This is a genomic window from Bradyrhizobium sp. CCBAU 45394 (assembly GCF_028128655.1).
Taxonomy (GTDB): domain Bacteria; phylum Pseudomonadota; class Alphaproteobacteria; order Rhizobiales; family Xanthobacteraceae; genus Bradyrhizobium; species Bradyrhizobium diazoefficiens.
This window is the reverse complement of sequence record NZ_LBIX01000155.1, coordinates 21,102-48,020: the sequence shown is the minus strand read 5'-3', so window position 1 is coordinate 48,020 and position 26,919 is coordinate 21,102. Positions and strand designations below refer to the sequence as shown.

The 26,919-nt window shown below is 66.4% G+C and carries 22 protein-coding genes; 15 read left to right on the top strand and 7 right to left on the bottom strand.

Translation table 11 applies throughout. The features are described 5' to 3' along the window. Nucleotides 1-56 precede the first annotated feature (56 nt). On the top strand, nucleotides 57-1,253 hold the full coding sequence (locus tag WN73_RS17155) for an MFS transporter (RefSeq protein ID WP_271553923.1): 1,197 nt from the start codon (nucleotides 57-59) through the stop codon (nucleotides 1,251-1,253). Here WN73_RS17155 and dgcA read toward each other — a convergent pair. Beyond that, nucleotides 1,223-2,218, bottom strand: coding sequence for an N-acetyl-D-Glu racemase DgcA (gene dgcA / locus WN73_RS17150; protein ID WP_271553922.1), 996 nt, complete (start codon nucleotides 2,216-2,218; stop codon nucleotides 1,223-1,225). The two genes, WN73_RS17155 and dgcA, sit on opposite strands and share 31 nt — an antisense overlap. Nucleotides 2,219-2,352: 134 nt before the next feature. Here dgcA and WN73_RS17145 point away from each other — a divergent pair, with 134 nt between their 5' ends. From WN73_RS17145 to WN73_RS17115, 7 genes are all read left to right on the top strand, one after another. Further along, nucleotides 2,353-3,486 (top strand): MlaE family ABC transporter permease, encoded by a 1,134-nt coding sequence (locus WN73_RS17145; protein WP_028173241.1) that lies wholly within the window; start codon nucleotides 2,353-2,355, stop codon nucleotides 3,484-3,486. 2 nt (nucleotides 3,487-3,488) lie between these two features. After that, entirely contained in the window at nucleotides 3,489-4,271 is a 783-nt protein-coding gene (locus tag WN73_RS17140; protein WP_028173242.1) for an ABC transporter ATP-binding protein, read from the top strand. A 19-nt stretch (nucleotides 4,272-4,290) separates the two neighbouring features. Beyond that, nucleotides 4,291-5,169 (top strand): MlaD family protein, encoded by an 879-nt coding sequence (locus WN73_RS17135; RefSeq protein WP_011088633.1) that lies wholly within the window; start codon nucleotides 4,291-4,293, stop codon nucleotides 5,167-5,169. A 225-nt stretch (nucleotides 5,170-5,394) separates the two neighbouring features. Then, nucleotides 5,395-5,571 (top strand): DUF3311 domain-containing protein, encoded by a 177-nt coding sequence (locus WN73_RS17130; RefSeq protein WP_028173432.1) that lies wholly within the window; start codon nucleotides 5,395-5,397, stop codon nucleotides 5,569-5,571. Beyond that, nucleotides 5,561-7,051 (top strand): monocarboxylate uptake permease MctP, encoded by a 1,491-nt coding sequence (gene mctP / locus WN73_RS17125; RefSeq protein WP_271553919.1) that lies wholly within the window; start codon nucleotides 5,561-5,563, stop codon nucleotides 7,049-7,051. The genes WN73_RS17130 and mctP overlap by 11 nt, the downstream gene beginning before the upstream one ends. Nucleotides 7,052-7,177: 126 nt before the next feature. Beyond that, a complete protein-coding gene (locus tag WN73_RS17120; RefSeq protein ID WP_271553918.1) occupies nucleotides 7,178-10,750 on the top strand; it encodes a hybrid sensor histidine kinase/response regulator in 3,573 nt (1,190 codons plus the stop codon). Further along, a complete protein-coding gene (locus WN73_RS17115; RefSeq protein WP_011088629.1) occupies nucleotides 10,747-11,400 on the top strand; it encodes a response regulator transcription factor in 654 nt (217 codons plus the stop codon). Before WN73_RS17120 ends, WN73_RS17115 begins: the two co-directional genes overlap by 4 nt. Nucleotides 11,401-11,468: 68 nt before the next feature. Here WN73_RS17115 and WN73_RS17110 read toward each other — a convergent pair whose 3' ends face one another. Continuing rightward, nucleotides 11,469-17,180, bottom strand: coding sequence for an apolipoprotein A1/A4/E family protein (locus WN73_RS17110; RefSeq protein ID WP_271553917.1), 5,712 nt, complete (start codon nucleotides 17,178-17,180; stop codon nucleotides 11,469-11,471). 399 nt (nucleotides 17,181-17,579) lie between these two features. Here WN73_RS17110 and WN73_RS17105 point away from each other — a divergent pair, with 399 nt between their 5' ends. Both WN73_RS17105 and WN73_RS17100 read left to right on the top strand, forming a co-directional pair. Continuing rightward, a complete protein-coding gene (locus tag WN73_RS17105) occupies nucleotides 17,580-17,954 on the top strand; it encodes an Hpt domain-containing protein (protein WP_028173247.1) in 375 nt (124 codons plus the stop codon). Between the two features lie 170 nt (nucleotides 17,955-18,124). Continuing rightward, a complete protein-coding gene (locus tag WN73_RS17100; protein WP_011088626.1) occupies nucleotides 18,125-18,445 on the top strand; it encodes a 2Fe-2S iron-sulfur cluster-binding protein in 321 nt (106 codons plus the stop codon). A gap of 18 nt (nucleotides 18,446-18,463) precedes the next feature. Here the strand turns inward: WN73_RS17100 and WN73_RS17095 are convergent, their stop codons facing one another. Continuing rightward, nucleotides 18,464-18,931 carry an acyl-CoA thioesterase gene (locus WN73_RS17095; RefSeq protein ID WP_271553916.1) on the bottom strand — a complete coding sequence of 156 codons (468 nt, stop codon included), beginning with the start codon at nucleotides 18,929-18,931 and terminating at the stop codon, nucleotides 18,464-18,466. Between the two features lie 178 nt (nucleotides 18,932-19,109). Here WN73_RS17095 and WN73_RS17090 point away from each other — a divergent pair, with 178 nt between their 5' ends. Together WN73_RS17090 and WN73_RS17085 are read left to right on the top strand one after the other, a co-directional pair. After that, nucleotides 19,110-20,138, top strand: coding sequence for an NAD(P)/FAD-dependent oxidoreductase (locus WN73_RS17090; RefSeq protein WP_011088624.1), 1,029 nt, complete (start codon nucleotides 19,110-19,112; stop codon nucleotides 20,136-20,138). A 106-nt stretch (nucleotides 20,139-20,244) separates the two neighbouring features. Beyond that, nucleotides 20,245-20,859: a DUF2147 domain-containing protein gene (locus tag WN73_RS17085; protein ID WP_271553915.1), complete on the top strand. Its 615-nt coding sequence runs from the start codon at nucleotides 20,245-20,247 to the stop codon at nucleotides 20,857-20,859. A 288-nt stretch (nucleotides 20,860-21,147) separates the two neighbouring features. Here WN73_RS17085 and WN73_RS17080 read toward each other — a convergent pair whose 3' ends face one another. Then, a complete protein-coding gene (locus tag WN73_RS17080; RefSeq protein WP_271553913.1) occupies nucleotides 21,148-22,248 on the bottom strand; it encodes a hypothetical protein in 1,101 nt (366 codons plus the stop codon). A gap of 401 nt (nucleotides 22,249-22,649) precedes the next feature. Here WN73_RS17080 and WN73_RS17075 point away from each other — a divergent pair, with 401 nt between their 5' ends. Beyond that, nucleotides 22,650-23,006 (top strand): hypothetical protein, encoded by a 357-nt coding sequence (locus tag WN73_RS17075; protein WP_028173251.1) that lies wholly within the window; start codon nucleotides 22,650-22,652, stop codon nucleotides 23,004-23,006. 176 nt (nucleotides 23,007-23,182) lie between these two features. Here the strand turns inward: WN73_RS17075 and WN73_RS17070 are convergent, their stop codons facing one another. After that, the gene (locus WN73_RS17070) at nucleotides 23,183-23,452 is read right to left on the bottom strand and encodes a hypothetical protein (RefSeq protein ID WP_038967743.1); all 270 of its coding nucleotides are present in this window, start codon (nucleotides 23,450-23,452) and stop codon (nucleotides 23,183-23,185) included. Nucleotides 23,453-23,464: 12 nt separating this feature from the next. Between WN73_RS17070 and WN73_RS17065 the strand changes: the two genes are divergently transcribed. Then, on the top strand, nucleotides 23,465-23,647 hold the full coding sequence (locus tag WN73_RS17065) for a hypothetical protein (RefSeq protein ID WP_162494128.1): 183 nt from the start codon (nucleotides 23,465-23,467) through the stop codon (nucleotides 23,645-23,647). On the opposite strand, the gene WN73_RS17060 is transcribed toward WN73_RS17065, so the two are convergent. Both WN73_RS17060 and WN73_RS17055 read right to left on the bottom strand, forming a co-directional pair. Beyond that, on the bottom strand, nucleotides 23,644-25,008 hold the full coding sequence (locus tag WN73_RS17060; protein WP_271553910.1) for a sensor histidine kinase: 1,365 nt from the start codon (nucleotides 25,006-25,008) through the stop codon (nucleotides 23,644-23,646). The genes WN73_RS17065 and WN73_RS17060 overlap by 4 nt on opposite strands. Then, nucleotides 25,005-25,685: a response regulator transcription factor gene (locus tag WN73_RS17055; protein WP_028173254.1), complete on the bottom strand. Its 681-nt coding sequence runs from the start codon at nucleotides 25,683-25,685 to the stop codon at nucleotides 25,005-25,007. Before WN73_RS17055 ends, WN73_RS17060 begins: the two co-directional genes overlap by 4 nt. A 339-nt stretch (nucleotides 25,686-26,024) precedes the next feature. On the opposite strand from WN73_RS17055, the gene WN73_RS17050 reads away from it, so the two are divergent. Further along, nucleotides 26,025-26,918: a MipA/OmpV family protein gene (locus WN73_RS17050; protein ID WP_271553909.1), complete on the top strand. Its 894-nt coding sequence runs from the start codon at nucleotides 26,025-26,027 to the stop codon at nucleotides 26,916-26,918. The last annotated feature ends 1 nt before the right edge of the window (nucleotide 26,919 follow it).

The following is a 26,919-nucleotide window of genomic DNA, read 5'->3' as shown; positions in this document are numbered from 1 at the left end:
TCACCGCGCGTTACTGTAACGATCACCACGATATCGACCGAATCGCAATTGGTTTGATGGCAGGCGAATCACAAATCCCCACGCAAGCCGCCGTGAAGCGGCGATTCGCCGTGAGCCTTGCCCTGTTCTACTCGGCCTTCTTCGCGGTCCTGGGCACGCATATGCCCTTCTTCCCGGTTTGGCTGAAGGCGATCGGTATCGACGCGGCCTGGATCGGCCTCATCAACGCGCTGCCGGCGATCACGCGCTTCACCACGCTGCCGCAGGTCGCGGCCTTCGCCGAAAAGCGACATGCCATTCGCGCCGGCATCATGGTGTCGGTGCTGGCGACCGCGATCGGATTTGCGGCCGTCGGCCTGCAGCAGCAGCCGCTGGCGCTGTTCCTGATCTACGCGCTGACCTGCATGATGTGGACGCCGACGATGCCGCTGACCGATGCCTATGCGCTGCGCGGTGTCGCCCGTTACGGACTCGATTACGGACCCTTGCGGTTGTGGGGCTCGGCGGCGTTCGCCGCCGGCTCGCTCGCCTGCGGCTATCTCGTCGACAGCATCGCGGCGCGCGACCTGATCTGGGTGATCGTCGCGTGGGCCGTCGTTGCGGTTCTCGCCAGCCTGCGGCTTCAGCCGCTCGACGATCTCAGGCGGAGGACGACGGAGACGCATGCCGGCAAGGCGCTGCTGCACGATGGCGGCTTCTGGGCCGTGATCGCCTCGGCGGCGCTGATCCAGAGCAGCCATATCGCCTTCTACACGTTCTCGGCCATCACCTGGCAGCTCCATGGTCACGGCGGGCTGACGATCGCGGGGCTGTGGACGCTGGGTGTGATCGCCGAGATCGTCGTGTTCGCGCTGTCGCCGCGCTTCTCGCTGCATCCGTCCTCGCTGATGGCGATCGGGGGACTGAGCGCCGTGGTGCGCTGGATCGTCACCGCCAGCGAGCCGTCGCTGGCGCTGCTCGCGATCGTGCAGCTCGGCCACGGCCTCTCCTTCGGCATGACCATGGTCGGCACCATGAATCTGCTGGTGCAGCGCGTGCCCTCGCATCAGATCGCGCGGGGGCAGGGCTACTACGCCGCCTGCAACGGGTTGCTGGGCGCGGCGACCTCGATCGCGTCAGGCGCGATCTACGCCCGCATCGGCGAGGGCCTGTATTACGTGATGGCCGCGATGGCCGCGGCCGGCGCGCTTGTCATCTGGTCGGCGCGACACCGGCTCAAGGCTCATCCCCACAGCGAGGGGGAGGGCGGATAGACCAGGCTGTCGTCATAGCGCAGGCCGTGATCGCGGTCGCGCGCCAGCAGCAGCGGGCCGTCGAGATCGACGAAGCGCGCCTGCGGCGTCACCAGCATCGCGGGGGCCATCGACAGCGAGGTTGCGACCATGCAGCCGATCATGATCTCGAAGCCGAGCGACTGCGCCGCATCCGCCATCGCGAGCGCCTCGGTGAGGCCGCCGGTCTTGTCGAGCTTGATGTTCACGGCGTCGTAGCGCTCGCGCAGGGGAGCGAGGGAGCTGCGGTCGTGCACGCTCTCGTCGGCGCAGACCACGAGCGGCCGCCTGATCCGCGCCAGCGCGTCGTCCTTGCCGGCCGGCAGCGGCTGCTCGACCAGGGTGACGCCGACGGCGTCGCAGGCGGCGAGATTGTGCTCCAGATTGGCCTCGGTCCAGGACTCGTTGGCATCCACGATCAGCTCGGACTCTGGGGCGGCCTTGCGCACCGCTGCGATGCGGGCGTCGTCGCCGTCGCCGCCGAGCTTGATCTTGAGCAGCGGCCGGTGCGCCGCTTTCGCGGTCGCTGCGGCCATGGCCTCGGGTGTGCCCAGCGAGATCGTGTAGGCGGTGGTGCGCTCGCCCGGGATCGGGCGGTCCAGCAGGCTCCAGGCCCGCAGGCCCGCCGCCTTGGCCTCGAGGTCGATCAGGGCACAATCCAGCGCGTTGCGGGCGGCGCCCGGCGGCATGGCGACTTGCAGCGCCTGCCGGGTGATACCGCCTGCCACGGCCGCCTGCATGGCCTGGACGGCGGCCAGGGTTGCCTCGGGGGTCTCGCCATAGCGGGGATAGGGCACGCATTCGCCGCGGCCGGTGAGGCCGTTCTGGCTCACTTCGGCCACAACGGTCACGGCCTCGGTCTTGGCGCCCCGGCTGATGGTGAAACTGCCGGCGATGGGAAAGCGCTCGATTCGCGCCCGAAGTGCCGGAACTTTGCTGGAAGTCATTTTGAACTCTGGCGAAATCTGAACCTGCTAGTTACCTCTAGCAACTAACATTAACCAGTTGGGGATACCTTCTCCGGGTAAGGGCGCGTGCGCAACTATCTGATTTCCTCCGCCCCGGCACGGGAGCGGACATCTTGAGCAGCGATCCGAAGCTGGAACGGATTGCGAAGGGCAATGCGCTGGCACTCTGCGCCACCGGAACCTGGACCGCGAGCTTCGCGCCGGTCCTGGAGCGGATGGTGGCGGATGCCGAGAAGTTGGCCGGCAGCCCCCAGAGCATCTTCATCGACGTCTCCGAGGTCGCCAAGCTCGACACCTTCGGCGCGTGGCTGATCGAGCGGCTGCGCCGCAGCCTGACCCAGGGCGCCGTCGAGGCGCAGATCGCGGGCCTCTCGGCCAATTATTCGAGCCTCGTCGACGAGGTCCGGCGGGTGAGGGCGACGCCGGTGGTCGACGCCGGCACGATCACCATCACCGGCATGCTGGAGCAGATCGGCCGGGCCGTGGCGGGGGTCGCCGGGACGGTTGCGGGCCTGATCGACATGCTCGGCGCGGTGCTCGCGGCGGGCGGCCGCGTGCTGATCCATCCGCGCTCGTTCCGCCTGACCTCGACCGTGCACCACATGGAGCAGGTCTGCTGGCGCGCGGTGCCGATCATCGTGCTGATCACCTTCCTGATCGGCTGCATCATCGCCCAGCAGGGCATCTTCCATTTCCGCAGGTTCGGCGCCGACATCTTCGTCGTCGACATGCTCGGCGTGCTGGTGCTGCGCGAGATCGGCGTGCTCCTGGTCGCCATCATGGTCGCGGGCCGCTCGGGCAGCGCCTACACCGCCGAGCTCGGCTCGATGAAGATGCGCGAGGAGATCGACGCGCTGCGCACCATGGGCTTCGACCCGATCGAGGTGCTGGTGCTGCCGCGCATGCTGGCCCTGGTGCTGGCGCTGCCGATCCTGGCCTTCCTCGGCGCCATGGCCGCGCTCTATGGCGGCGGGCTCGTCGCCTGGCTCTATGGCGGCGTCGATCCCGAAGCCTTCCTGCTCCGCCTGCGCGATGCCATCTCGATCGACCATTTCATCGTCGGCATCGTCAAGGCGCCGGTCATGGCCGCCGTGATCGGCATCGTCGCCTGCGTCGAAGGGCTCGCCGTGCAGGGCAGCGCGGAATCGCTGGGACAGCACACCACCGCGTCGGTGGTGAAGGGCATCTTCTTCGTCATCGTCATGGACGGCGTGTTCGCCATCTTCTTCGCCTCGATCGGGATGTGACGATGGCCCAGGAAACCCAAAACGGGATCCAAAATCCCATCATCCGCGTCCGCGACATCACCGTGCAGTTCGGCGCGACGCGCGTGCTCGACGGCCTCAACCTCGACGTCAAGCGCGGTGAGATCCTCGGCTTCGTCGGCCCATCGGGCGCGGGCAAGTCGGTGCTGACGCGCACCATCATCGGCCTCGTGCCGAAGGTGGCAGGCTCCATCGAGGTATTCGGCGTCGACCTCGATTCCTCCAACACCTCGCAGCGCCGCAACGTCGAGCGGCGCTGGGGCGTGCTGTTCCAGCAGGGCGCGCTGTTCTCCTCGCTCACCGTGCGGCAGAACATCCAGTTCCCGATGCGCGAATACTTGCGCGTCTCGCAGCGGCTGATGGACGAGATCACCATGGCCAAGCTGACCATGGTGGGCCTGAAGCCCGAGGTCGCCGAGCGCTTCCCGTCGGAGCTCTCGGGCGGCATGATCAAGCGTGTGGCGCTCGCACGCGCGCTTTCGCTCGATCCGGACCTCGTTTTCCTCGACGAGCCGACCTCGGGCCTCGACCCGATCGGCGCCGGCGACTTCGACGAGCTGGTCAGGACGCTCCAGCGCACTTTGGGGCTGACCGTTTTCATGGTAACGCACGACCTCGACAGCCTTTACACCGCTTGCGACCGCATCGCCGTTTTAGGGAACGGTAAGATCATTGCGGCAGGGTCGATCGCCGACATGCAGGCCTCGCAGCATCCCTGGCTGAGGCAATATTTCCATGGCAAGCGCGCCCGCGCGGTCATGGGCTGAGTGGTAGCCGGAGTACCTGATGGAAACGCGGGCGAATTACGTATTGATCGGATCGTTCACGCTGGCAGTGATTGCCGCGGCGATCGGCTTCGTGCTGTGGTTCCAGTCGCTGCACACCACCAAGCAGCGCAGTCCCCTGCGCGTGGTGTTCGAAGGCCCGGCGGCGGGCCTGCGCAACGGCGGCAGTGTCAATTTCAACGGTATCCGGGTGGGTGAAGTGGTCTCGGTGAAGCTCGACAACCCGCGGCGGGTTGTCGCACTCGCCATGGTCGAGAACAACGCCCCGATCCGCAAGGACACCCTGGTCGGCCTCGAATTCCAGGGCCTGACGGGCGTCGCCGCAATCTCGCTCAAGGGCGGCGAGGAGGCAGCGCCGCCGCCGCCGCTCGACGAGGACGGCATCCCGTCGCTGACGGCCGATCCCAACAAGCTCCAGGACGTCACCGAAGCGATCCGCGGCACGCTCCAGAACATCAACAAGATCGTCGCCGACAATCAGGAATCGGTGAAGAACTCGCTGAAGAACCTCGAGACCTTCACCAACTCGCTGGCGCGCAACTCCGAGAAGATCGACGGCGTGATGGCCAAGGTCGACGGCGTGATGCTCAAGGCCGACAACCTCATGCTCGGCCTCAACACGCTCGCCGGCGGCAAGGACGGCGGCGAGCTGTTCCAGGCGGTGAAGTCGATCCGCGAACTCGCCGACGATTTCGACAAGCGCTCCGGATTGCTGATCTCGGACGGCCGCCGCACCCTCGGCGACATCAGCCGCGCCGTGAACAATTTCGACCGCAACCCGACCCGCGTGCTGTTCGGCGCCAGCAACAGCGCGCCGGCAGCCGCCCCGCCGCCAGCCGAGCCGCCGAAGCCGGCGGCGAGCGAGCGCAAGCGGCAGTAGCGGTCCCTCCGTCCATCATTCGTCTCACGCGCGACACGCATCGGCGTCGCGCGATGACCGCGGCGTGCGCGCTGCTCAGGACGGCGAGAGTCCGGTGACGATACGAAAGTATGGGGGTCTGGCCGAGCCAAGGTAGGGGGCGGGGCCGGCGGCGATGTCAGCTATATCGCGCTCAAGTCGCGCGCCAAGGACGCGCGTCGTTTCACTCACAGGGGAGGAGAGCGCGTGGTACGCCTATTGCTGTTGTTGCCGTTCGTCGGCCTGATGATCGTGCCGTTCTACAATATCCGGGAGCCCCAGCTGCTCGGCTTCCCGTTCTTCTACTGGTACCAGCTCGCCTGGGTGCCGCTGACCTCGCTGCTCACCTACATCGTCTACAGGAGCGTGCGTCGTGCTGACTAATGTCGATAGCGCGGCGTTCGCCGTTTTCCTCGCACTGTTCGTCCTCGTCACCGGCATGGGCTTCGTCGCAGCGCGCTGGCGCAAGCCGGAGACGCTCGCCCATCTCGACGAGTGGGGCCTCGGCGGCCGCAAGTTCGGGACCTGGATCACCTGGTTCCTGGTCGGCGGCGACTTCTACACCGCCTACACGGTGATCGCCGTTCCGGCTCTGGTCTATGCGGTCGGCGCCTACGGCTTTTTCGCGCTTCCCTACACCATCATCGTCTATCCCTTCGTATTCGCGGTGATGCCGGTGTTGTGGAAGGTCGCCAAGGAGCGCGGCTACGTCACCGCAGGCGACGTGGTTCGCGGTGCTTACGGCTCGCGTGGGCTCGAGCTCGCCGTTGCGGCGACGGGCGTGCTTGCGACGATGCCTTACATCGCACTCCAGCTCATCGGCATGGAGGTGGCGATCAAGGCGCTGGGGCTGAGCGGCGAGGTGCCGCTCGTCCTCGCCTTCCTGGTGCTGGCGCTCTACACCTATTCGTCGGGCCTGCGCGCGCCGGCGCTGATCGCCTTCGTCAAGGACATCATGATCTACATCGTGGTGATCGCCGCGATCGCGATCGTGCCGTCGAAGCTCGGCGGCTACGGCGCGATCTTCACCGCGGCGGATGCGGCATTCGCCGCCAAGGGCTCGGGCGGCATCCTGCTGTCACCGGCACAGGTCGTGCCCTACGCCTCGCTGGCGCTCGGCTCGGCGCTCGCCGCCTTCATGTACCCGCACACGCTGACCGGCATCTTTGCCTCGTCCGGCGGCAACACCATTCGCAAGAATGCGATGCTGCTTCCGGCCTATACGCTGCTGCTCGGCCTGCTTGCGCTGCTGGGTTACATGGGACATGCGGCGGGACTGAAGCTCGCGAGCAACAACGACGTCGTGCCCGCGCTGTTCAAGACGCTGTTTCCGAGCTGGTTCGCGGGCTTTGCCTTCGCCGCCATCGCCATCGGCGCGCTGGTGCCGGCGGCCGTGATGAGCATCGGCGCGGCCAACCTGTTCACCCGCAACTTCTGGAAGGTGTGGATCGATCCGAAGGTGACGCCGTCGGGCGAGGCGAAGGTCGCCAAGATCACTTCCATGCTGGTGAAGGTCGGCGCGCTGCTCGCCATCCTGCTGATGCCGACGCAGTTCGCGCTCGACCTGCAGCTGCTCGGGGGGCTCTGGATCCTGCAGACGCTGCCGGCGCTGGTGTTCGGCCTCTATCTGAACTGGTTCTCGAGCACCGCGCTCCTGGCCGGCTGGGCCGTCGGCCTCGCAGGCGGATCGTGGCTGGCCTGGTCGGACGGGTTGAAGCCGCTGCACGGCATTGACCTCGGGGCTGGCCCGGTTGCGATCTACACCGGTCTGTTGGCGCTCGCCCTCAACATCGTGGTTGCCGTCGTGGTCAACCTGGTGATCAAGCGCATGCCGCAGGAGCGGCTGTCCCGCGAGGCAGCCTGAGGTTGGCCTCACCGGCGGCCGGAGATCTCCGGCCGCCAATCCCTCCGGCACGAATAGCCTTCCATGCGATTGAAAACGCTCTAGTATCCGCCCCGGCGCTCCGGCCGCTCGTCGGGGGCGGATCGGATGGTCTCGGGTGAGGATGTCTTGCAGGCGTGGTTCGTTCTTGCGGTCGCTGCCGGCTATGTGACCACGCTGTTCCTGGTGGCCTGGTGGGGCGATCGGCGGAGCGCAGGTGGGCCGCTGGTCTCGCCAAATTCCTGGGCGGCCGCGATCAGCTATTGCCTGACGCTTGCGGTCTACAACACCTCCTGGAGCTTCTACGGATCGGTCGGGCGTGCCGCCACCAGCGGACTGGACTTCGCCACGATCTACATCGGCCCGACCCTGGTGCTGTTGTTCGGCCAGACGCTCCTGTCCAAGGTCATCGCGATCGCGAAGGCGCAGAACGTCACCTCCGTTTCGGACTTCATCGCCGCGCGCTACGGCAAGAGCCAGGTACTCGCGGCCTTCGTGACGCTCGCATCGCTGCTTGGCGTGCTTCCCTATATCGCGCTTCAGCTCAAGGCCGTCGGCAAGAGCTTCGATTATCTGATCCTCCAGCCGGAGCGGGCGGGCGGCGAGGCGCTGCGGTTCTGGCAGGACTCCGCATTCGGCGTCGCCGCCTCGATGGCGCTGTTCGCGATCGTGTTCGGCGTCCGGCATGTCCACGCCAGCGAGCATCATCGCGGGCTGATGCTCGCGATCGCGTTCGAGAGCGTCGTCAAGCTGATCGCGTTCCTGATTGTCGCGCTGTTCGTGCTGTTCGGGCTGTCCGGCGGGCCGGGCGCCCTGCTGTCGCAGTTTCAATCGGATCCGCAACTGACGAGAATCCTGAGCTTCGACCCGATGCAGCCGGTCTGGCCTTCGACGATCATCATCTCGGCTATCGCCTTCCTGTGCCTGCCGCAGGCATTTCACGTGGCCGTGGTCGAGAACGAGGCGCCGGCGCATACGCGCACTGCGGCGTGGCTCTACCCGGCCTACCTTGCGCTGTTCAGTCTGCTGATCCTGCCGATCGCTGCGGCGGGGCTCGCCAGGTTCGGCGCCATGATGGACCCCGACACCTACGTCATCTCGCTGCCGATCGCGGCGGACGCGAGCACCGTCAGCCTGATCGCCTTCCTGGGCGGTCTGTCGGCCGCCACCGGCATGGTGATCATGACATCCGTCGCGCTCAGCACCATGCTCTGCAACGATGTCATCATGCCGCTGCTGCTGCGCTCCCGGTTCTTCGGCCTGCGTGCGCAGAGCCGGCCGATGACCTCCGTGCTGGTGGCGGTGCGCCGGCTCTCGATCCTCGGCATCCTGCTGCTCGCCTATCTGACGCACCGCCTGGTCAACCAGGCCTATCCGTTGACCGTGATCGGTCTGTTGTCGTTCGTCGCCGTCGCACAGTTCGGACCGGCATTCGTCGGTGGCTTGTACTGGCCGCGCGCCAACAAGGTCGGCGCGTCGGTCGGGATCGCGGCCGGATTCTGCATCTGGGCCTATACGTTGCTGCTTCCCTCGGCCGCGCCGCTCTGGCCCGCGGTCGGGGAGATCGTTCGCCTGGGCCCATGGCAGCTCGCCTGGCTCAAGCCAAACGCGCTGTTCGGTATCGACGGGCTCGATCCGATCTCGCATGCGACGCTGTGGAGCCTTGCGGCCAACCTCGTCTGTTTTCTGGCATTTTCGACGCTCGGACGGCAGTCGACCGTCGAGCGCAACCAGGCCGCCGCATTCGCCGACGGCGTCGTCCGCGAGATGGTCCCGAAGCTGTCCTCGCGCGTGGTGGTTCGCCTCGACGATCTCCGCGCGCTGACGCTGCGTTTTGTCGGCGTGGAGCGGGGCTCGGCGGCTTTCGACGGCTATCTCGCCTCCCGCACGACCGGTACCGGGCCGCGTCTCGACCCATCGGGTCTCGTCGATCTCGACTCGATCCGATTCACGGAGAACCTTCTCGCCGGTGCAATCGGCGCGGCGTCGGCGCGCGTGGTGATCGCAGCTTCGCTGGAAGGGCACTCGCTGTCGCGGCGGGAGGCGATGGCGATGCTGGACGAGGCCTCCGAGGCGTTGCGCTTCAACCGCACGCTTTTGCAGAGCACGCTCGAAAGCGTACCGCAGGGCATCTGCGCGTTCGATGCCGATTTCAACATCACGGCCTGGAACGGCCGCTTCATCGCGCTGTTGGACCTGCCTCCGGACTTCGTGCGTGTCGGCCTCCCGCTGGCGGACCTGATCGCCTTCAACGTCGAGCGCGGCGAATATGCCGCATCCGAATTCGCCGCACTCCTGGTCAATCGTGATGTCGCCACGCAGAGCTGGCCCTATCTGTACGAGCGCAAGCGGCCGGATGGCACCGTGCTCGAGATCGTCTACGATCGCATCGCGGAGGGCGGCTACGTCTCGACCTATACCGACGTAACCGAGCGTCACCGCGCGGCGGAAGCCCTGCGGCGGGCGAACGAGGATCTCGAGCTGCGTGTCCGTGAGCGGACCGAGGCGCTCGAGCGGGCCAAGGCGGAGGCCGAGCAGGCCAATCTCGGCAAGACCCGCTTCCTGGCGGCGGCCAGCCACGATCTGCTGCAACCGCTGAACGCGGCGCGGTTGTTCCTGTCCGCGCTCGACGAGAGTCTGCACATCTCCGCGTCATCGGGCGGAGTCGACAAGGAGCGCAACCTGGCGAGCAGCGCGATCACGGCGCTACGCTCGACCGAACATGTGCTCGACAGGCTGCTCGACATCTCCTCCTATGATGCCGGCGCCGTTCGTGCCGAGCCGTTCGAATTCCCGATCGCGGATCTGCTCGTGCAGCTGAAAGTGGAGTTCTCGGCGATGGCGCGGGAGCGCGGGCTTGTCCTGCGCGTCGTCGATTGCGGGCTCGCGGTGCGCAGCGACCCGCATCTGTTGCGGCGGATCCTCCAGAACCTGCTGTCGAACGCGCTGCGCTATACGCCCAAGGGCCGTATCCTGCTCGGCTGCCGGCGGCGCGGCGGCGACCTGCGCATCGAAGTGTGGGACACCGGCGTCGGGATCGCGGCGGAGGATCAGAAGCGGATCTTCGAGGAGTTTCAGCGTCTCGCGCCCGGACCGGAGAAGGGCCTGGGCCTCGGCCTTGCGATCGTGGATCGTGTCTCCCGGCTGCTGGGCCACGCCGTCGACGTCCGATCGCGGCCGGGACGCGGTTCCGGCTTTGCCGTCACGGTGCCGCTGGCACGCGGCGCGGGGACATCGCTTCAGCGCAAGCCGGCAAGCCCGGCGCCCGCGGCCGCCGAGCGCGCGATGACGATCCTGTGCCTCGACAATGATGTGACCATTCTCGATGGCCTGACGGCACTGCTCGGCGGATGGGGGCACCATGTGCTGGTCGCTGCGGACGCTGACGGAGCGATGCTCGCTGCCGCGGCCAGTCCGCCGGATATCGTGCTGCTCGATTATCACCTCGATGGCGGCCGCAGCGGCTTGGACTTTCTCGATGATCTCAGGCAGAAGTCGGGTCGCGACGTCCGCGCGCTGGTCGTCACCGCCGATCGCAGTGAGGCGGTGCGCAAGGAGGCGGGGGCACGCGGCTGCGCGATCCTGTCGAAGCCGGTCAAACCGGCGGCGCTGCGGCGCTTCCTCGGCGGCGAAGCCCTGAGCCGGCAGTTCGGAGCGAAACAGAGGACTTCCCCGGCGTGACCATGCGCATCCTCATCGGTGACGATCACCCGCTGGTACAGGCCGCTTTGCGCAGCGCGCTTTCGACCGTGCTGCCCGATCTCGACATCGTCGCCTGCCAGTCGCTCGACGAGGCGCTGAGCGTGCTGTCATCCCAGTCCGACGAGATCGACCTGATCCTGTGGGACCTGACGATGCCGGGCATTCAGGGATTTGCCGCGCTGTTCATCTTGTCGGCGCAGTTCCCGACGGTGCCGGTCGCGATCATCTCGGCGCGGCAGGATGCCGCCACGATCCGCCGCGCTATTGCCTATGGCGCGTCCGGCTATATCCCGAAATCGCTCAGCCTGCCGGAGATGGCCGACGCGATCACAAAAATCCTCGCCGGTGAAATCTGGATGCCGCCCAATGTCGGGGGACGGGGCTCGATCCAGAGCGCCGATGTCGAGCTGGCCGCGCGCATGGCCACGCTGTCGGCGCAGCAGCTCCGCATTCTCGCGATGATCGTCGAGGGCAAGCTCAACAAGCAGATCGCGGGCGAGCTCGACATTGCCGAGCAGACGGTGAAGGGCCATGTCTCGACCATCCTGCGCAAGCTCGGCGTCGGCTCACGCACGCAGGCCGCCGTCCTGGCCGAGCGGCTGTCGTTCGGTCAGCCCGGCGGCAATTGAGCCCAGGACATCCAAACGAAAACGGAGGCCACGAGGCCTCCGTTTTTTATTCGCGATTGGCTTGAGTGTTACCCCAGCCGTCCCGCCGCGTGCGCGAGCAGCGTGTACACCAGGCCGGTCTCCGAGGTCAGGTGGCTGCGCAGCTCCTGCGGGCCGCGGCCGTCGCGGGCGACTTCGTCGAGCAGGCGTTCGAACTCCGCGACATAGCGGTCGACCGTACCCTTGAAGTTGCGATCGGCGCGATACTTGCGGGCGACCTCGTCGAAGGCCTTCTGGCCGGCGGGCGTGTAGAGGCGCTTGGTGAAGGCCTTGTTCTCGCCGCGCTGGTAGCGGTCCCACATCTCGGCGGCGAGGTTGCGGTCCATCAGCCGGCCGATGTCGAGCGACAGCGATTCCAGCGGATTGCTGCTACCTTGCGGAGCCTGCGGCTGCGGAGCCGGTGCAGGCTGGCGGCCGCGCGGGGCCTCGCGGCCGTTCGGAGCGCCCTGGTTGGCGTCCGTGCGGTTCAAGAGGTCCGACAGCCAGCCGTCGCGGCCCTGGTCGTTGCCAGCCGGCGCAACCGGCGGAGCTTCGGTGCGGCGCGAAGTGGCCGGCATGCCGAGGTCCGGCGGCGGCAGCGTCGAGGCGCTGCCGGTGTCGCGCAGGCGGGTCTCGGTGCTGCGAGCGCCGACGGCCGCCAGCAACGGCTCTTCCTGGCGCTGCACGCTGGCGCGGCCCGCCGTCGAGACGTCGAGGCCACGGCCATGCTGGGCCACGATGCGGTTGAGCTCGGCGAGGGCCTCGATCTGGTCGACGATCACCTTGCGCATCTGCGCAGTGCTCTCGGCGGCCTCCTGCGGCATCTCGAGCACGCCGCGGCGCAGCTCGTTGCGGGTGGCTTCGAGCTCGTTGTGCATCTCGAAGGCCATCTGCTTCATGCTGGAGACGAGGTTGGAGAACTTCTCCGTCGACTGCTTGAACATCGCATCCGCCTCGTCCGTGGTCTGGCGGTAGATGTCGTGCATGGCGTCGAGGGTCTGCCGGTGCTCTTCCTCGGAGGCCGCGCGCACCGCCTCGAACTGGCGGGTGATTGCGGCGGAACCTGCGCCGGCGGTCTCCGCGACGACGCGGGCGATGTCGCGGGCGCGCTCTTCGGCCGCGGCCAGCGATTCATCGAGCAGGCCGGTGAAGCGCGACAGGCGCTGGTCGAGATCGGCCGTGCGCAGGTCGATCGTGGTGACGAGCGATTCCAGCGCCTGCTTGCGTTCGGCGAGCGAAGCGGTGGTGTTCTTGTTGCTCAGCTCGACGACCTGGGCGGCCTCGACGAGTGCCTTGCCGTGCGCGTCGAACTGGGTGGACAGCTCGCCGAGATCCTGGAGCGCTCGCGTGGTCTTCGTGTTGAAGACGTTGAGCTGGTCTTCCAGGTTCTGCGTCGCAGCGCCGTTGCGCGAGGTGACGTCGTTCATCGCCGAGACGAAGTCGGCGACGCGCGTCACCAGCGCCCGCTCGAGCGAGTTCAGGTTGTCGTGCGCACCGGTCAGCACCTCCTGGAGGAGGATGTTGCCTTCGCGCAGACGCTCGAACAGGGCGACCGTGTCGGTGCGCAGGATCTTGCTGGTCTCCTGCATCTCGGTGACGGCCGCGATCGAGACCTGGCGCGACTGGTCGATCGCCGCGCGCGAAGCCTGCTCGAGGTCCTTGAGCGACTTGCCGATCGCGCCGGTGGCCATCTCGCTCGCCGCGTTGATGGTGCGGGCGACTTCGGAGCCGTTGCCCATCATCGTCTGCGAGAACGCATGGCCGCGCGTCTCGATCGACTTCAGCGCGTCCGAGGTGACGCGGTCGATGTCGAGCGTGAGCTGGCTGGTCTTGGAGCCGATCGCATCGACCAGGGCGCCGCGCTTGGCGTCGATCATGTTCGACAGACGGTCGGCCTGCTGCTGCACGTAGGTGACGATCTCGTCGGTCTTGCCGGTCATGGCCTGGCCGAAGCTACTGCTGGCGGCGAGCACGGAGCGCTCGACGTCGGCCGAGCTCGATTTGACCCGCGAGCTCGCCTCGTTGGAGGCGGAGATCAGCGCGTTCTGGGCGTTGAGCGCGCTGGTCTGGATGTCGTTGGTCGCGTTCGCGGTGGCCGCGCTCAGCGCGCGCTCGATCTCGGTCGAGATCGTGCGGATCTGGCTCGCGGCATCCGCCGAGGTCGAGGTCAGCGAGGTCTGCGCCTCACGCGCGCTGTTGAGGATGGTCGAGGCGGTGTCGGCGCCGACCGCGGTCAGCGTGCGCTCGATGTCCGTGGTCAGCGACTTGATCTGGCCTGCCGCGTCCGTCGAAGCGGAGATCAGCGTGCCCTGGGCCTCGCGCACGCCGCTGGTGAGCGCCTCGATGGTGGCGCCGCCGGCGGTCGCCAGCGCGCGCTGCATCTCGGCCGCGAGCGAACGGACCTGGCTGGTCTGTTCGGCCGAGACCGCGAGCAGGGTGCTCTGGGCGTCGCGGGCGCTGGTCGTGATCGTCTCGGCGGTCGACTGGCCGACCTGCGAGAGCGAACGATGCACTTCGGCCGCGAGCGACTTGACCTGGCTCGCCGCATCCGAGGACGCCGTGACCAGGGTGTTCTGCGCCTCGCGGGCGCCGGTCGTGATGGTCTCGGCCGTCGCGGTGCCGGCCATCGAGAGCGAACGCTGGACGTCCGAGGACAGCGCCTTGATCTGGTTGGCGGTCTCGCTCGAAGCCGCGATCAGCGCGCTCTGCGCATCGCGGGCGCCGGCGGTGATGGATTCCGCCGTGGTGGCGCCGGCCAGCGACAGCGAGCGCTGCACGTCGGCGGTGAGCGTCTTGACGTGGGTGGCGGCATCCGAGGAGGCGGTGACGAGCGTGGTCTGCACCTCGCGGGCGCCGGCCAGGATCGAGGCTGCGGTCGCAGAACCGGCCGCCGACAGCGTGCGTTCGACGTCGGCCGCGAGCCCCTTGATCTGGTTGGAGGCATCGCCCGAGGCGGCAACCAGCGTCGACTGCGCTTCGCGGGCGCTGGTCAGGATCGAGTTCGCGGCGCCGGTGCCGACCGCGGTCAGCGCGCGCTCGACCTCGGAGGAGGTCATCTTGAGCTGGGCGTTGACGTCGGAGGAGACCGTCATCAGCGACTGCTGCGCCGTGCGCGCCCCGGTCTGGATGGTCTCGCTGGTGTTGACCACGAGGTTGGTGAGCGAACGCTCGGCGTCCTCGACATGCGAGCGGATCGCGGTCGAGATCATCTCGGCGCGGGACATCATGTCCTCGCTGGCCTGGCGGCCGCTGCTCTCGATGCGGCCGGCGACGGCCTCGACGCGCGAGCCGAGCAGGTCCTCGAACTGCGCCACGCGCACGTCGATGTCGCTGGCGACCGAGCCGACCTTGGTCTCGATGGCCTGGTGGATGTCCTGGAAGCGCGCCGTGACCGTGTCGGTCAGGTGCATGCTGCGACCGTCGATGATCTCGGTGACGCCGGTGATGCGGCGGTCGACCGCCTCGATCGCCTGCGCGGTGCCGTCCGTGAGGGTCGAGGTCAGGAGGCTGAGGCGCGAGTCGATCGACTGCACGGCCTGCGAGGCGCCGTTCGTCACCGCGCTGGTCAGGTAGGTGAGGCGGGAGTCGATGGATTCGAGCGCCTGCGAGGCGCCGCCGGTGAGCGTGGTCGTGAGGTGCGTCAGGCGCGTATCGATCGTCTGGATCGTCTGGGATGCGCCGTCGGTCAGCGTCGTCGTGAGGCTGGTCAGGCGGGAGTCGATGGACTCGAGCGCCTGCGAGGCGCCTCCGGTCAGCGACGTCGTCAGATGGGTGAGGCGGGAGTCGATCGACTGGATCGCCTGCGCGGCACCGTCGGTCAGTGACGCGGCGAGCGTGTTGAGACGTCCGTCGATGGTCTCGGTGACGGACCTCGCGCGGGTGTCGAACGACTGTTCGAGCGCGGTGACGCGGCCGCCGAGCTGCTCGTCGAAGGTCTTGATGTGGCCGTCGATCGTGCTGTCGAGGCTGGTGATCTTGCCGTTCAGCGAGTCATCGAGGTTGGCGACGCGTTCGCCGACCGTGGTCTCGAACTGCATCAGGCGCTGGTCTAGCACGGCCGTGATCCGGCCGCCGTGCGAGGTGAAGCGGGTGTCGAAATTGTCGACATAGGTCTTCAGCGTCTCGGCAATGTCCTGCGTGCGCTGGCCCATGCGCTCCACGACCTCGCCGCCGAACGTCTTCACGGTGCGGTCGAACTCGGAGATGTGACGGGTGATCAGCGCGCCCAGCGTGCCGGAATCGCGGGCGAACTTCTCGACCAGCTCGGTGCCCTGGTTCTTCACCAGTTCGTCGAACGCGCTCATCTGGAGCGACAGCGAGTCGTGCGCGGTCTCGGTCTGGCTGACGACCTTGGCGACCAGGGTGTTGACGGTGGCGTCGAGCGCGTCGCTCGCCTTGTCGCCGGAGGTCATGATCTGGTTGGCGAGCCGGTTGCCGGCATCGTCGATCTTGGCGGAGAGGTCGTTGGAGCGCAGCTCGAGCTCGAGCAGCAGGGAGTCCGACGAATTCTTCAGGCTGTCGTGCACCTGCTCGGTGCGCTCGGAGATGCCGTCGACGATCGCGGCGGAGCGCTGCTCGAACTCGCCGGTGATGCGGTCGATGCGCTCGTTCAGCATCTCGTGGACGCGGTCGGCGAGGTCGACGAACTCGTCGTGGACGTGGCCGGTCTTGAAGTTGAGGCTGGTGGTCAGCCGCTCGCTGGCGTCGAGCACGGCGCGCGTGGTCTCGTTGCTGGCTTCCTCGAGGCGGTCGAGCAGGTCGCCGCCGCGCTCGCCGAGCGCGAGGATCATGTTGTCGCCGGCATTGCTCAGGGCGCCGGTGATGTGGGCGCCGCGCTCTTCGAGAGCGCCGGTGATGCTCTTGGCGACCTCGTCGACGCGCGAGGCGATCGCATCCGAGATCAGCGCGATGTCGTGGCGCAGGTCGATCTGCACGCCGGAGATGGCGCTGCGGACCTGCTCGGCCTGGCCGACCAGGTTGTCGCGCTGATGCGCGATGTCCTGGAGCAGGGCGCGGATGCGCACCTCGTTGTCGGAATAGGCGCGCTCCAGCGCCGCGACCTCGTTGGCGACCAGCGTCTCGAGCTCGCCGGCGCGCGCGATCGCGCGCTCGATGCCGTCGCCCATCGCCGCGACCTCGCGGCGGATGGCTTGGCCGACGGTGACCATGGAATCGGAGGCCGAGCCTTCCGGCTCGGAGAAGCGGATCGCAACCTGCGCCATCGCCTGCGCGATCATGCGCATTTCCTGGCCGCGCCAGACCAGGCTCGCGAGGAAATAGAACAGCATGATCGGCGCGAAGAACATCGCGATCAGGCCGGCGATGACGAGCACGCCGCCGCTCTGGCCCATGGCGGCCTGGATCGAGGGCAGGAAGCCGACGGTCAGCGCGGCGCAGGCGGCGAGCCAGACGCCGGCGAAGATGGTGGCGAAGGTATAGACGCTGCGGGCAGGGCGGCCCTTCTGAAGCGCCTGGAGCAGCTGGCCGATGGTCTCGCGGTCGTCATTGGCGGCGCGGCGCGTCGAGCGCGGCTCCTCGATCGTATCGAACACGGTGGCCCGCTCGTTCGCGGCAGGGTGCGGCTCGAAGCTCGGCTCGTCAAAGATCGGGGGCTCCGGGGGCGCCACCGAAGACGCCGTTTCGTTGCGCATCGAGGCGTTGCGGCTGGTGTCCGCAGCGGTGTCGCTGATGTTCAGAGCTTCCTGGATCGCAGAAAGCGCAACTTCTGTCGGGTCTTTGACCTTTTTCGGAGTGTTCGCCATGTTCAGTCCGAGCCCTCGTTACTTGTACGCGTCCCCCCGCGAGCCCCGCGCGCTACGCAAGCCCACAGACCGGATCATGCCGCTTGCGCGGATCTTTCAGCCGTCCCCACCCGGACGGCTTGTCCGCCAATTTCTCCAACATCCTATTGGCAGAGCGTCGCGAATGAAATGCCCGCGATTAAGACAATCTTAATCATCGTTAACAGGATCGGGCCGTAACGCCTTAGCAATAAATGCAATTCTCCACTGGACTCGGCCGATTGCGGCAACTTTTCGTCAATAAACGGGCGGATTTGCGTAAAGCGGCCCAAACATTTCGTTAACCATTTCCATGCTTGGCTAGGAGGAACCGCACCGCCGAACCGGCGGAACCGTCGCGCGATGCCGGGGTCCTGCGCCATGACGCCTGAACTGCAACGGATGGAATGGATGCCCTCGCCCCCGCTTGCGCCCGTCGACAGCCCGCTCGATCTCGATCACCTCTCCCGCATGACGCTCGGCGACGCCGAGCTGGAGCAGGAAGTGCTCGCAATGTTCGCCGAGCAGGCGGTTCGCCTGCTCGCCGCGATGACCAATTTGCCGGCCGAGGCCGGCGCGCTCGCGCACAAGCTCAAGGGCTCGGCCCGCGGAATCGGCGCCTTTGCGGTAGCGGATGCCGCCGCTCACCTGGAGACCGCGATCCGGACCGGCCACGACCGGCACCACGCCTTCGCCGCGCTGAAGGAGGCCGTGGCCGAGGCCCGCGCCGCCATCGAGGCGATCCTGAAGCACTAGGCCGGCAACCCCGCAAACGGCGGTGTCTCTAGTCTTTTGTTTTGACGCGTTTTCTGCCCGCAAACCGGGATCCAGCTCGCATCAAAACGCTATGGCGCCGGGCTAACCGACCCGTTATAGGACAGCCCGGACCCTCCTTCATTCCCAACATCGCGGCAGCACGAGCACACATGGCCAAGATTCACTTTGTCGACCACAAGGGCGAAACCCGTACGGTGGAAATCGAGAACGGCGCAACCGTGATGGAAGCCGCCATCCGCAACAGCATTCCCGGCATCGAGGCCGAATGCGGCGGCGCATGTGCCTGCGCGACCTGCCATGTCTATGTCGACGAAGCCTGGCGCGAGAAGGTCGGCAGCCCGACGCCGATGGAAGAGGACATGCTCGACTTCGGCTTCGACGTGCGCCCGAACTCGCGCCTGTCCTGCCAGATCAAGGTCTCCGACGAGCTCGACGGGCTGGTCGTGTCGACGCCGGAACGCCAGGCCTGATCCGACCGTCCCCCTGCATCAGGTGCCAGGCGGCGCGACCTCGATGCCGCGCTTGTGCCAGGGTCTGAGCCTCTCGACGATCTCCGCGGCCAGCGGCGCCGGCCGCCGCGTCGCCTCGTCGAGCATGACGCCGACCGACGTCGCCGAGGCGATGCATTTTCCCTGCGAGAACACGACCTGCTCGAAGGTCACTGACGTCCGTCCCAGTTTCACCACGCCGAGGCCGAGCTCGATCGTGTTCGGCCAGTGCAGCTCGGCGCGGAAATGGATGTCGAGCCGCACCATGATCCAGGCGAGGCCCGGCGGCGTCAGCCCGTAGTCCGGGCTCTTCATCAGGGTGACACGGCCGGTCTCGAAATAGGTGGCATAGACCGCGTTGTTGACGTGCTGGTTGGGATCGAGATCGCCGAAGCGGACGTTGTCGCTGAGGCGGTAGGGGTAGTCCTCCAGGCGCGGCGTCGTATCGAGGCGGCTTGGTGCGTTCACCGATTGATCTCCGTCATATCCAGCCTCGTTACAGCCCAGTTATTTTGACCCGGCAAGTGGGCGCGGCTGCGGGGCGCTCCCGCTTTTATGCCTTCCCTGATCCATCCCCGTTGGCTAGACAGGCAGGGTCACCTCGGCCCAAAGGGCGCCGTCCAACCGATAACGATAAAGAGACGACATGAGCGACGTGATCAAAACCGATGTGCTGATTATTGGCGCCGGCCCCTGCGGTCTGTTCGCCGCCTTCGAGCTCGGCCTTCTCGATATGAAGGCCCATTTCGTCGACATCCTCGACAAGGTCGGCGGCCAGTGCGCCGAGCTCTATCCGGAAAAGCCGATCTACGACATTCCCGGCATTCCGCATGTTTCGGGGCAGGGGCTCACCGACGCGCTGATGGAGCAGATCAAGCCGTTCCATCCGACCTTCCATCTCGGCGAGATGGTCGAGACGGTGGAGAAGATCGGCGATCCCGCATTTCGCTGCACCACCGATGCCGGCAAGGTGTTCGAATGCAAGGTGCTGGTGATCGCGGCCGGCGGCGGCTCGTTCCAGCCCAAGCGTCCGCCGGTGCCGGGCATCGAAGCCTATGAAGGCACCTCGGTGCATTACGCCGTGCGCAAGATGGAGACGTTCCGCGACAAGAACGTGCTGATCGTCGGCGGCGGCGATTCCGCGCTCGACTGGACGCTCAATCTGCATCCGGTGGCCAAGCGCATCACGCTTCTGCACCGTCGCGACGAATTTCGCGCAGCCCCTCACAGCGTCGAGCAGATGCGCGCGCTGGTCGCAGCCGGCAAGATGGATCTCCGGCTCGGCCAGGTCACTTCGCTCGCCGGCACTGACGGCAAGCTGACCGGCGCGACGATCAAGGGCAACGACAACAACGTCACCGAGATCGCCTGCGACGCCATGCTGCCGTTCTTCGGGCTGACCATGAAGCTCGGTCCGGTCGCGAACTGGGGCATTGCGTTGGAGAACAATCTGGTGCCGGTCGAGACATCCGCGTTCGAGACCAACATATCAGGCATCTTCGCCATCGGCGACATCAACACCTATCCCGGCAAGATCAAGCTGATCCTGTGCGGCTTCCACGAGGGCGCGCTGATGTCGCAAAAAGCCCATCGCTACGTCTATCCGGAGAAGCGGCTCGTGTTCCAGTACACGACCTCGTCCTCCAGCCTGCAAAAGAAGCTCGGGGTCAGCTGACCGCGAGCGGGGCGGGAAGGATGCCCCATGTTTCTGGTGCTGGAACCGTTCGCGAAATCGCCGTAGTCTGCGGCCATTCCAGTCGTGGAATAGCAAGGTGATCATAATGCGGAATCCGTTTCCCAGCTTTCGGCTGCTCTCGCTCCTCACGCTCGCGCTGTCGCTCGGCGTGGTGAGCCCGGCTGCGGCGCAAGCCCCGGTTGCGACGTCGGCCCAGCCAACCGCCGCAGGGCTCTGGCAGAAGGTCGAAGACGGCAAGACGGTGGGATGGTTCCTCTTCGTTGACCACAACGGTGTGTTCGAAGGCGTGATCGCCAAGACGTTCCCGCGGCCCGGCGACGATCCGAACGAGGTCTGTGCGAAGTGCACGGACGATCGCAAGAACGCGCCGGTGCTAGGCCTGTCCTTCATCCGCGACATGAAGCGCGACGGGTTGAAGTATGATGGCGGTAACGTGGTCAATCCGCGCGACGGCAATATCTGGAAGGCCAAGATGACGGTGAGCCCCGATGGCCAGACCCTGACCATGCGCGGCTTCCTCGGCATCTCCCTGTTCGGCAAGGACGAGACCTGGACGCGCCTGCCGGACGCCAACATCGCGCAGGTCGATCCCGCCATCGTTGCCAAATATCTGCCCGCACAGGCCGCAGCGACCAAGCCCGCACCCGCGCCCGCGGCGAAGAAGGGCGGCGCAATGATGGCGCCGGCGCCGAAGCAGTAGGCTACAGTCGTTGTTTCACATGCCGCTGTCATTCCCCGCGCAGGCGGGGAATCCAGTACGCCGCAGCCTCTCGATTCAATCACGTCCGTCACGGAGTACTGGATCGCCCGCCTTCGCGGGCGATGACAGCTGAGTGCGTGGCACGTGCGCGCCTCATCTCGTCATTGCGAGCGTAGCGAAGCAATCCAGTAAGGTTGCTTCCGCATTCTCTTGTCGCCCGCATGAGCGAAGCGATATGCGGGACCACTTGTCCCTGATATCGCTGCGCTCACCCGGGCTACGGAATTGTCAATACGTCCGCGCCTTCTTGCACGGCGCATAGAAGGTGCCGTTGCCGGCAACGACCCGCTCGAGGCATTGCCGGGGATCGGTGATCTCGCCGTCGACCTGGAAATAATAGGCCTGCGTGCCCAGGCTTAGGACGTAATGTCCGGGCGCAAGTTCGAGCTCTGAATCGCCGGTGTGAAGCTCGTGCATCTCGGGTGTCCCTGGAATCGGTGACACCCGGAACGGATAGGCGAAGTTGCGGATGACGCCGACGTCGTCTCCGCCATTCAGCGTCTTGCCCGCGGCGTCGGTCGAAAACTCCCTGGCGATCTTCGCCACGACCCGAACCTCGACGCGTTCGGAAATCGCGTGTGCGGCGTCGCGGCGGAACACGATGAATTTGACGCGGCCGTTCGGCAGATGCGGCCGATCGGGCTTCTTGAACTCCGGTGAAATCGCGACGCGCATGTCCGGCGCCATGACGCCGGTCGCATTCAACTCCGCCAGCGATTTGTCGTCGATCAAGGCGTAGACGCCGTAGTCGGTTGGAAGCACGCGCGTCGGTTTCAACGGCGGTGCGACGGCGGTCACCATTTCCGGCTTGCTGACCGTGATCGTCGTCTCCGGTCTGGGCGGGACCAGCGCGATCTCCTGGGCCTGGGACGAAACCAGCCGGCGCAGCGCGGCGATATGGTCTCGCTGCGAGATGAGAAGAACGATGGCGCCGGCGGCAAGCAGGATGGCCCCCGTACGCTTCATCACCGGCCAGAGCGGACCCGAGATCGCAGGCCGCCTGGATGTCTCGATCGCCGATCGCAGGACCGGAGCGTCGGCGGACAGAAGTGGGCCGCCTGTCTCGCCCGCCTTCGCCGATGTGAGTTGATGTTGCGGCAACCGCTCCAGCGGCGCCTCTTCACGCGAGAACTTCTCGACCTCCTCGATTGCGACCTCGAGCGCCCGCTTCATCTGATCGATGTTCTTGGCGTCGGCGTAGGTAAACTGCTCCTGGAGCTTGTAGCGGGCAAGATCGTAGACGAGCTGCCGCCTGAACTCCGGATCATCCTTCACCGTCTCCAGCATGCGCGAAATCACCAGCGCAAACTGCACCTCGTTTGCGGGCAAATCGGTCGCGTCCTGCTGGCCAGGGAGCAACTCTCTCGAACTCATAGCGCTGCCGGTCCAATGCCAGTCACGCCGTCACCTGATTTCTCTAATCGAAACAGCCGGTTAAATAAATGCGATAGGTTTCGCGGCCACGTTCGTACACGTTGAGGTGCGACAAGGAAAGCCTCGAAAATGCGCGACAAATCGCCGGCACCCGGAGCATGCAGGACGTGCGTGCCGACATGGGCAACACCGTGCGAGCAGTAGTTCTCCGGAATGCGCGCTGGCGCCGGATTTGCATAGCTGTCGCAAAGCCGCTGGGGAGCGAGTCGCCGTCTCCACGCCTGCCGCCACCGTGCGGAGGGCCGACGGCGGCGCCTATCCCTCGCGGCGCTGATTGCGATCTGCGGGAAGACGACATGCGACTTGCCAGACTATGTGCGGCGGCGCCGCTGGGGCTGATGGCGCTGCTTGCGACCTCGGCGCTGGCGCGCGACGACGGCCGCTACGCCAACTCGCCGCTCAAGCCCTGGTTCGAGAGCCTGCGCAGCGAATACGGACAATGCTGCTCGGATGCCGACGGCTACGTGGTCGCCGATGTCGATTGGGAATCCGACAAGGGGCGTTACCGTGTGCATCTCGACGACGAATGGGTGGTCGTGCCCGACGGTGCCGTGATCACCGAGCCGAACAAGATCGGCCGGACCATGGTGTGGAAGCACTATATCGACGGCCATCCGCGCGTGCGCTGCTTCATGCCGGGCAGCATGACGTAGAAACGTGCGAGCGCCGAACTCCTGACGGCGCGGAAGAGGTTCGTCATGCCCGGGGCTCGTCCCGGGCATCCACGTTCTGAGTGGCCTCGGCAAGACGTGGATGGCCGGGACGTGCCCGGCCATGACGTTGTGGAAACTTCAGCTCAACGATGCGATCGTTGTCCGGTGACGGACGCTTAGCGCGCCTCGCTCGCCGAACCGGCGCTCGCGAGCCGCTTGACCCGCGGCGACAGCACCGAGACTTGCGCGGGCGAGGCGGGCATGCCGGCGACGGTCATCGCGGGCGAAGCCGACTGCTCCTCGACGCCGGCGCCGCCGAGCACCTGCACTTGCGTTGCCGAGATCGGAAACGACTTGATTTCGTAAGAAGGAAGCTCGCCGGCGAACGCCCCGGCCGAGCTCGCAATCATCGCGCCGGCAATGGCAATCATCGAGAGAACACGCATTGGAAAATCTCCGTGAAAGATGGCAATCGGAGGTTTGGTCGCATCGATGCCGCAACAGGTTCGCTGGTGTGCGAACATTCGATCGCCGCCGGCGCGCTATTTGATTGCGTGATGCGACAGGCGCGAAACGCGGAAGAAGTTTTCCGCGCCAATGTTTCCGGACGGTTTCACGGAAGGGCCGAGGCGATTTGCTAGCGCGTTTGCAGATCGAGCTGCCGGGATCTGGTCGTCGCTGTGGCCTCGGGAAAGCACAGGCGCATCGTCGTGCCGCGGCCGGGCTCGGAGGAGATGACCAGCTCGCCGCCGTGGGCGGCCATGATCTCGCGGACGATCGACAGGCCGAGGCCGGCGCCGTCGCCCGCGCTGTTGCCGGTCTGAAACGGCTCGAGCAGCTTGTGCTCCGCATCGTCGGGCAGGCCCGCGCCGTCATCGTGGATCGAGATGCTGCCGCGATCGAGCGTGGCGGTGATGCGTCGCGCGCCACGGGCGTGGATGAGTGCGTTGCCGACGAGATTGGCGAGCGCGCTGCGAATGGCTGCGTCCACGCCCTGCACCAGCAACGGTCCCTGGTCGGCCCGCTCCAGCGCAAGCTCTATGCCGGCGTCCAGCGCCGAGGGGCCGAAATCGGCCAGCACGTCCAGCGTGATCTCGGCAAGGTCGATCGGCCGCTTCTCGATCGCGTGATTTTGCAGGCGCGCGAGGTCGAGCATGGCGGACACCAGCGAGGTGAGGCGGCGGACGTCGCGCACCAGCTCGACCTTCAGGGCCGGATCGGGCACGTCGTCGATCTTCGCGCGCAGCAGCGTCAAAGGCGTGCGGAGCTGATGGGCGGCATTGCCGAGAAAGCGGCGCTGCATCCTGATATAGGCGTCGATCTCGCCGAAGGCGCGGTTCAGCGCCTCGACCAGCGGCTTCAGCTCGCGAGGGACCTCGCACAGGGAGATCAGACCTTGCGGTGCTGCAGGGTCGATCGCGAGCGCGCGAAGCGCCACCCGTTCGATACCGCGTGAGACGAAACGCGCGGCCAGCGCCGCGCCGACGGCAACGGTCGCGGCAAAGGCCAGCGCCAGCAGCGTGATCGAAAAGACACTGCGGATGAGAAAGTTTCTTGCAAGCCGGGCGAAACGGACGTGAGGCTCGCCGACCATCATCGCGAGCTGCAGCGAACCCCTTTGCACGACGGCGAGGCAGAAGGTGCTCTTCTGGTCGAGCGTGCTGAAGACCGATGAGCCGACAGGCCCGTGATAGGGAAACGCGAAGGGGAGGGCCGGCCGGCGTTCGCCGCCGTACTCGCTGACCATGTTGCCTGCGGAAACGACGTACCAGAGGTTCGGACTGTCCGCCTTCAGCTCTTCGAGGGCGGGCGTCGGGCGCACCGTCAGGTTTTGCCCTTCGACCATGGTGGCGCGATCGAGAACGGCGGCCACGACCCGGCAAGCCCTGAACTCGCGTTCCTCCATCGGATAGCGCCAGATGAAGAGGCCGAGCATGATCAGGAAAATCGTCGTCGCGGCGATGCCGAGCGACAGCGCAAAGGTCCGGGCGATCGACGTCATCGCGGCGTTGCCAGCCGCAGGATGTAGCCGATGCCGCGCATGCTGCGGATCTCGACGTCGCCGCCGAGCGCGGCCAGCTTCTTCCTGAGGCGCGAGACCTGCGCTTCGAGCGTGTTGGATTCGATCTCGTCGTCGAAGCCGTAGATCTCCTCGATCAGGGCGGCGCGGGTGATGACGCGGTCGCGGCGCATGAGGAGCGCTCCGAGGATCAGCGCCTCGCGTCGCCGCAGCAGGATTTTGGTGTCGGCGACCACCGCCTCGTTGCTGCCGAGATGCAGCTCGACATTGCCGAGCGACAGCACCGCGGGTGCGAGCAGGCGAGGCCGGCGCAAGACGGCGCGCACTCGCGCGATCAACTCCTGCGGCTCGAACGGCTTGCCGAGATAGTCGTCGGCGCCGCCGTTGAGGCCGTCGACGACATCCTCCTTGGCGTCCTTGGACGTCAGCATGATGATGGCGGGGCGTTCCGGCGACCGGCTCAGCGCCGTGACCACCTCGAGCGCATCGCCGTCCGGCAGCATCCGGTCGACGATGGCGAGATCGTATTTGAAGTTGTCCAGCGCCTGCCGGGCATCGGCAATCGAGCCGACAAGGTCGACGACGCCGTGCAATTGCCCGAGCAGGCGGCTGACATAGGCGCCGATCTGCGGTTCGTCTTCGATCACGAGGGAGCGCACGCGGGTCGTCCTTGACTCTGCTGGGGCAACAAAACCCCGACCTTGACGCTCGCTGGCCGAATTCCAGCAGTTCGGTTCGTGCGCGAGGTTCCCTTTAAGGCAGCGAGCTTGGCGAATAAAAGGCAGGGACGAGAGCGCTCACCTCGCGCGCGGTCAAAGTTAGGAGCGTGAACGTGGCCCGGCAATGTTCGGGCAATGTTGATCCGGCGGCGCATCTGGCGCGCGGAATGTCGCAGGGACGGTTGCCCGTTGCAATCTTGGGGCAATTTTGCCGGATCACATGCTGGGCTCCTGACCACACCAGTCGACCGGCCAGCAGGGCCGGTCGGGGGCCCAGTAATGAAGCATCTTGACGAAGCCGCTCTCGATCGTGCCGCGCGCGCGCAGCAAAGCTTGCTGAGCGTATTCCTTGCCGCACTCGGCGCGATCATGGCGATCCCTCAGTCTGCATCGGCGCAGACCGCGTTTACGCTCCCGGCTCCGCCGTTCGATGTACCGATGCTGCCCTCGCCCTCCGGCAACTGGACCGTCATGGTTGGCATCGGCGGCGAATACACGCCGGACTTCGTCGGGTCGAACAACGGAAAATTCCGCCCGATTCCAATCTTCTCGATTCGCCGCGCCGGATCGTTCGACCAGTTTCGCGGCCCCCGCGACAGCGCCAGCATTGCGCTGCTCGACGTCGGCAATTTTCGCGCAGGGCCTGCGTTCAAATACGTCTCGTCGCGCAAGAGCGACAAATATTCCGAGCTGACAGGTCTCGGCGACGTCAAGGCCGCATACGAGCTCGGCGGCTTCGTCGAATACTATCCGGTCGACTGGCTGCGTCTGCGCAGCGAACTGCGCCATGGCCTGGGTGGCCATACCGGCACGGTGGCCGACGTTTCCGCCGACGTCATCGTGCCGCTGATTCAAAGGCTCACGATCTCGGCCGGCCCGCGCTTCACCTGGAAGAGCACCAAGGCGACCGCGCCGTATTTCGGCGTCGATGCGGCGCAGGCGCTGGCGTCGGGACTGCCGACGTACGATGCCAGGGGCGGTGCGCACTCGGTCGGCTTCGGCAGCCAGATCTCCTATCGCATCAATCCCCAGTGGGAGGTCCATGCCTATGTCGAATACGAGAAGCTGCTTGGCGATGCCGCGGATAGCCCGCTCGTGAAGCTGCGGGGATCGTCGAACCAGACCACGATCGGCCTGGGCGCGTCCTATTCGTTCGACTTCAGGATTCGATAGT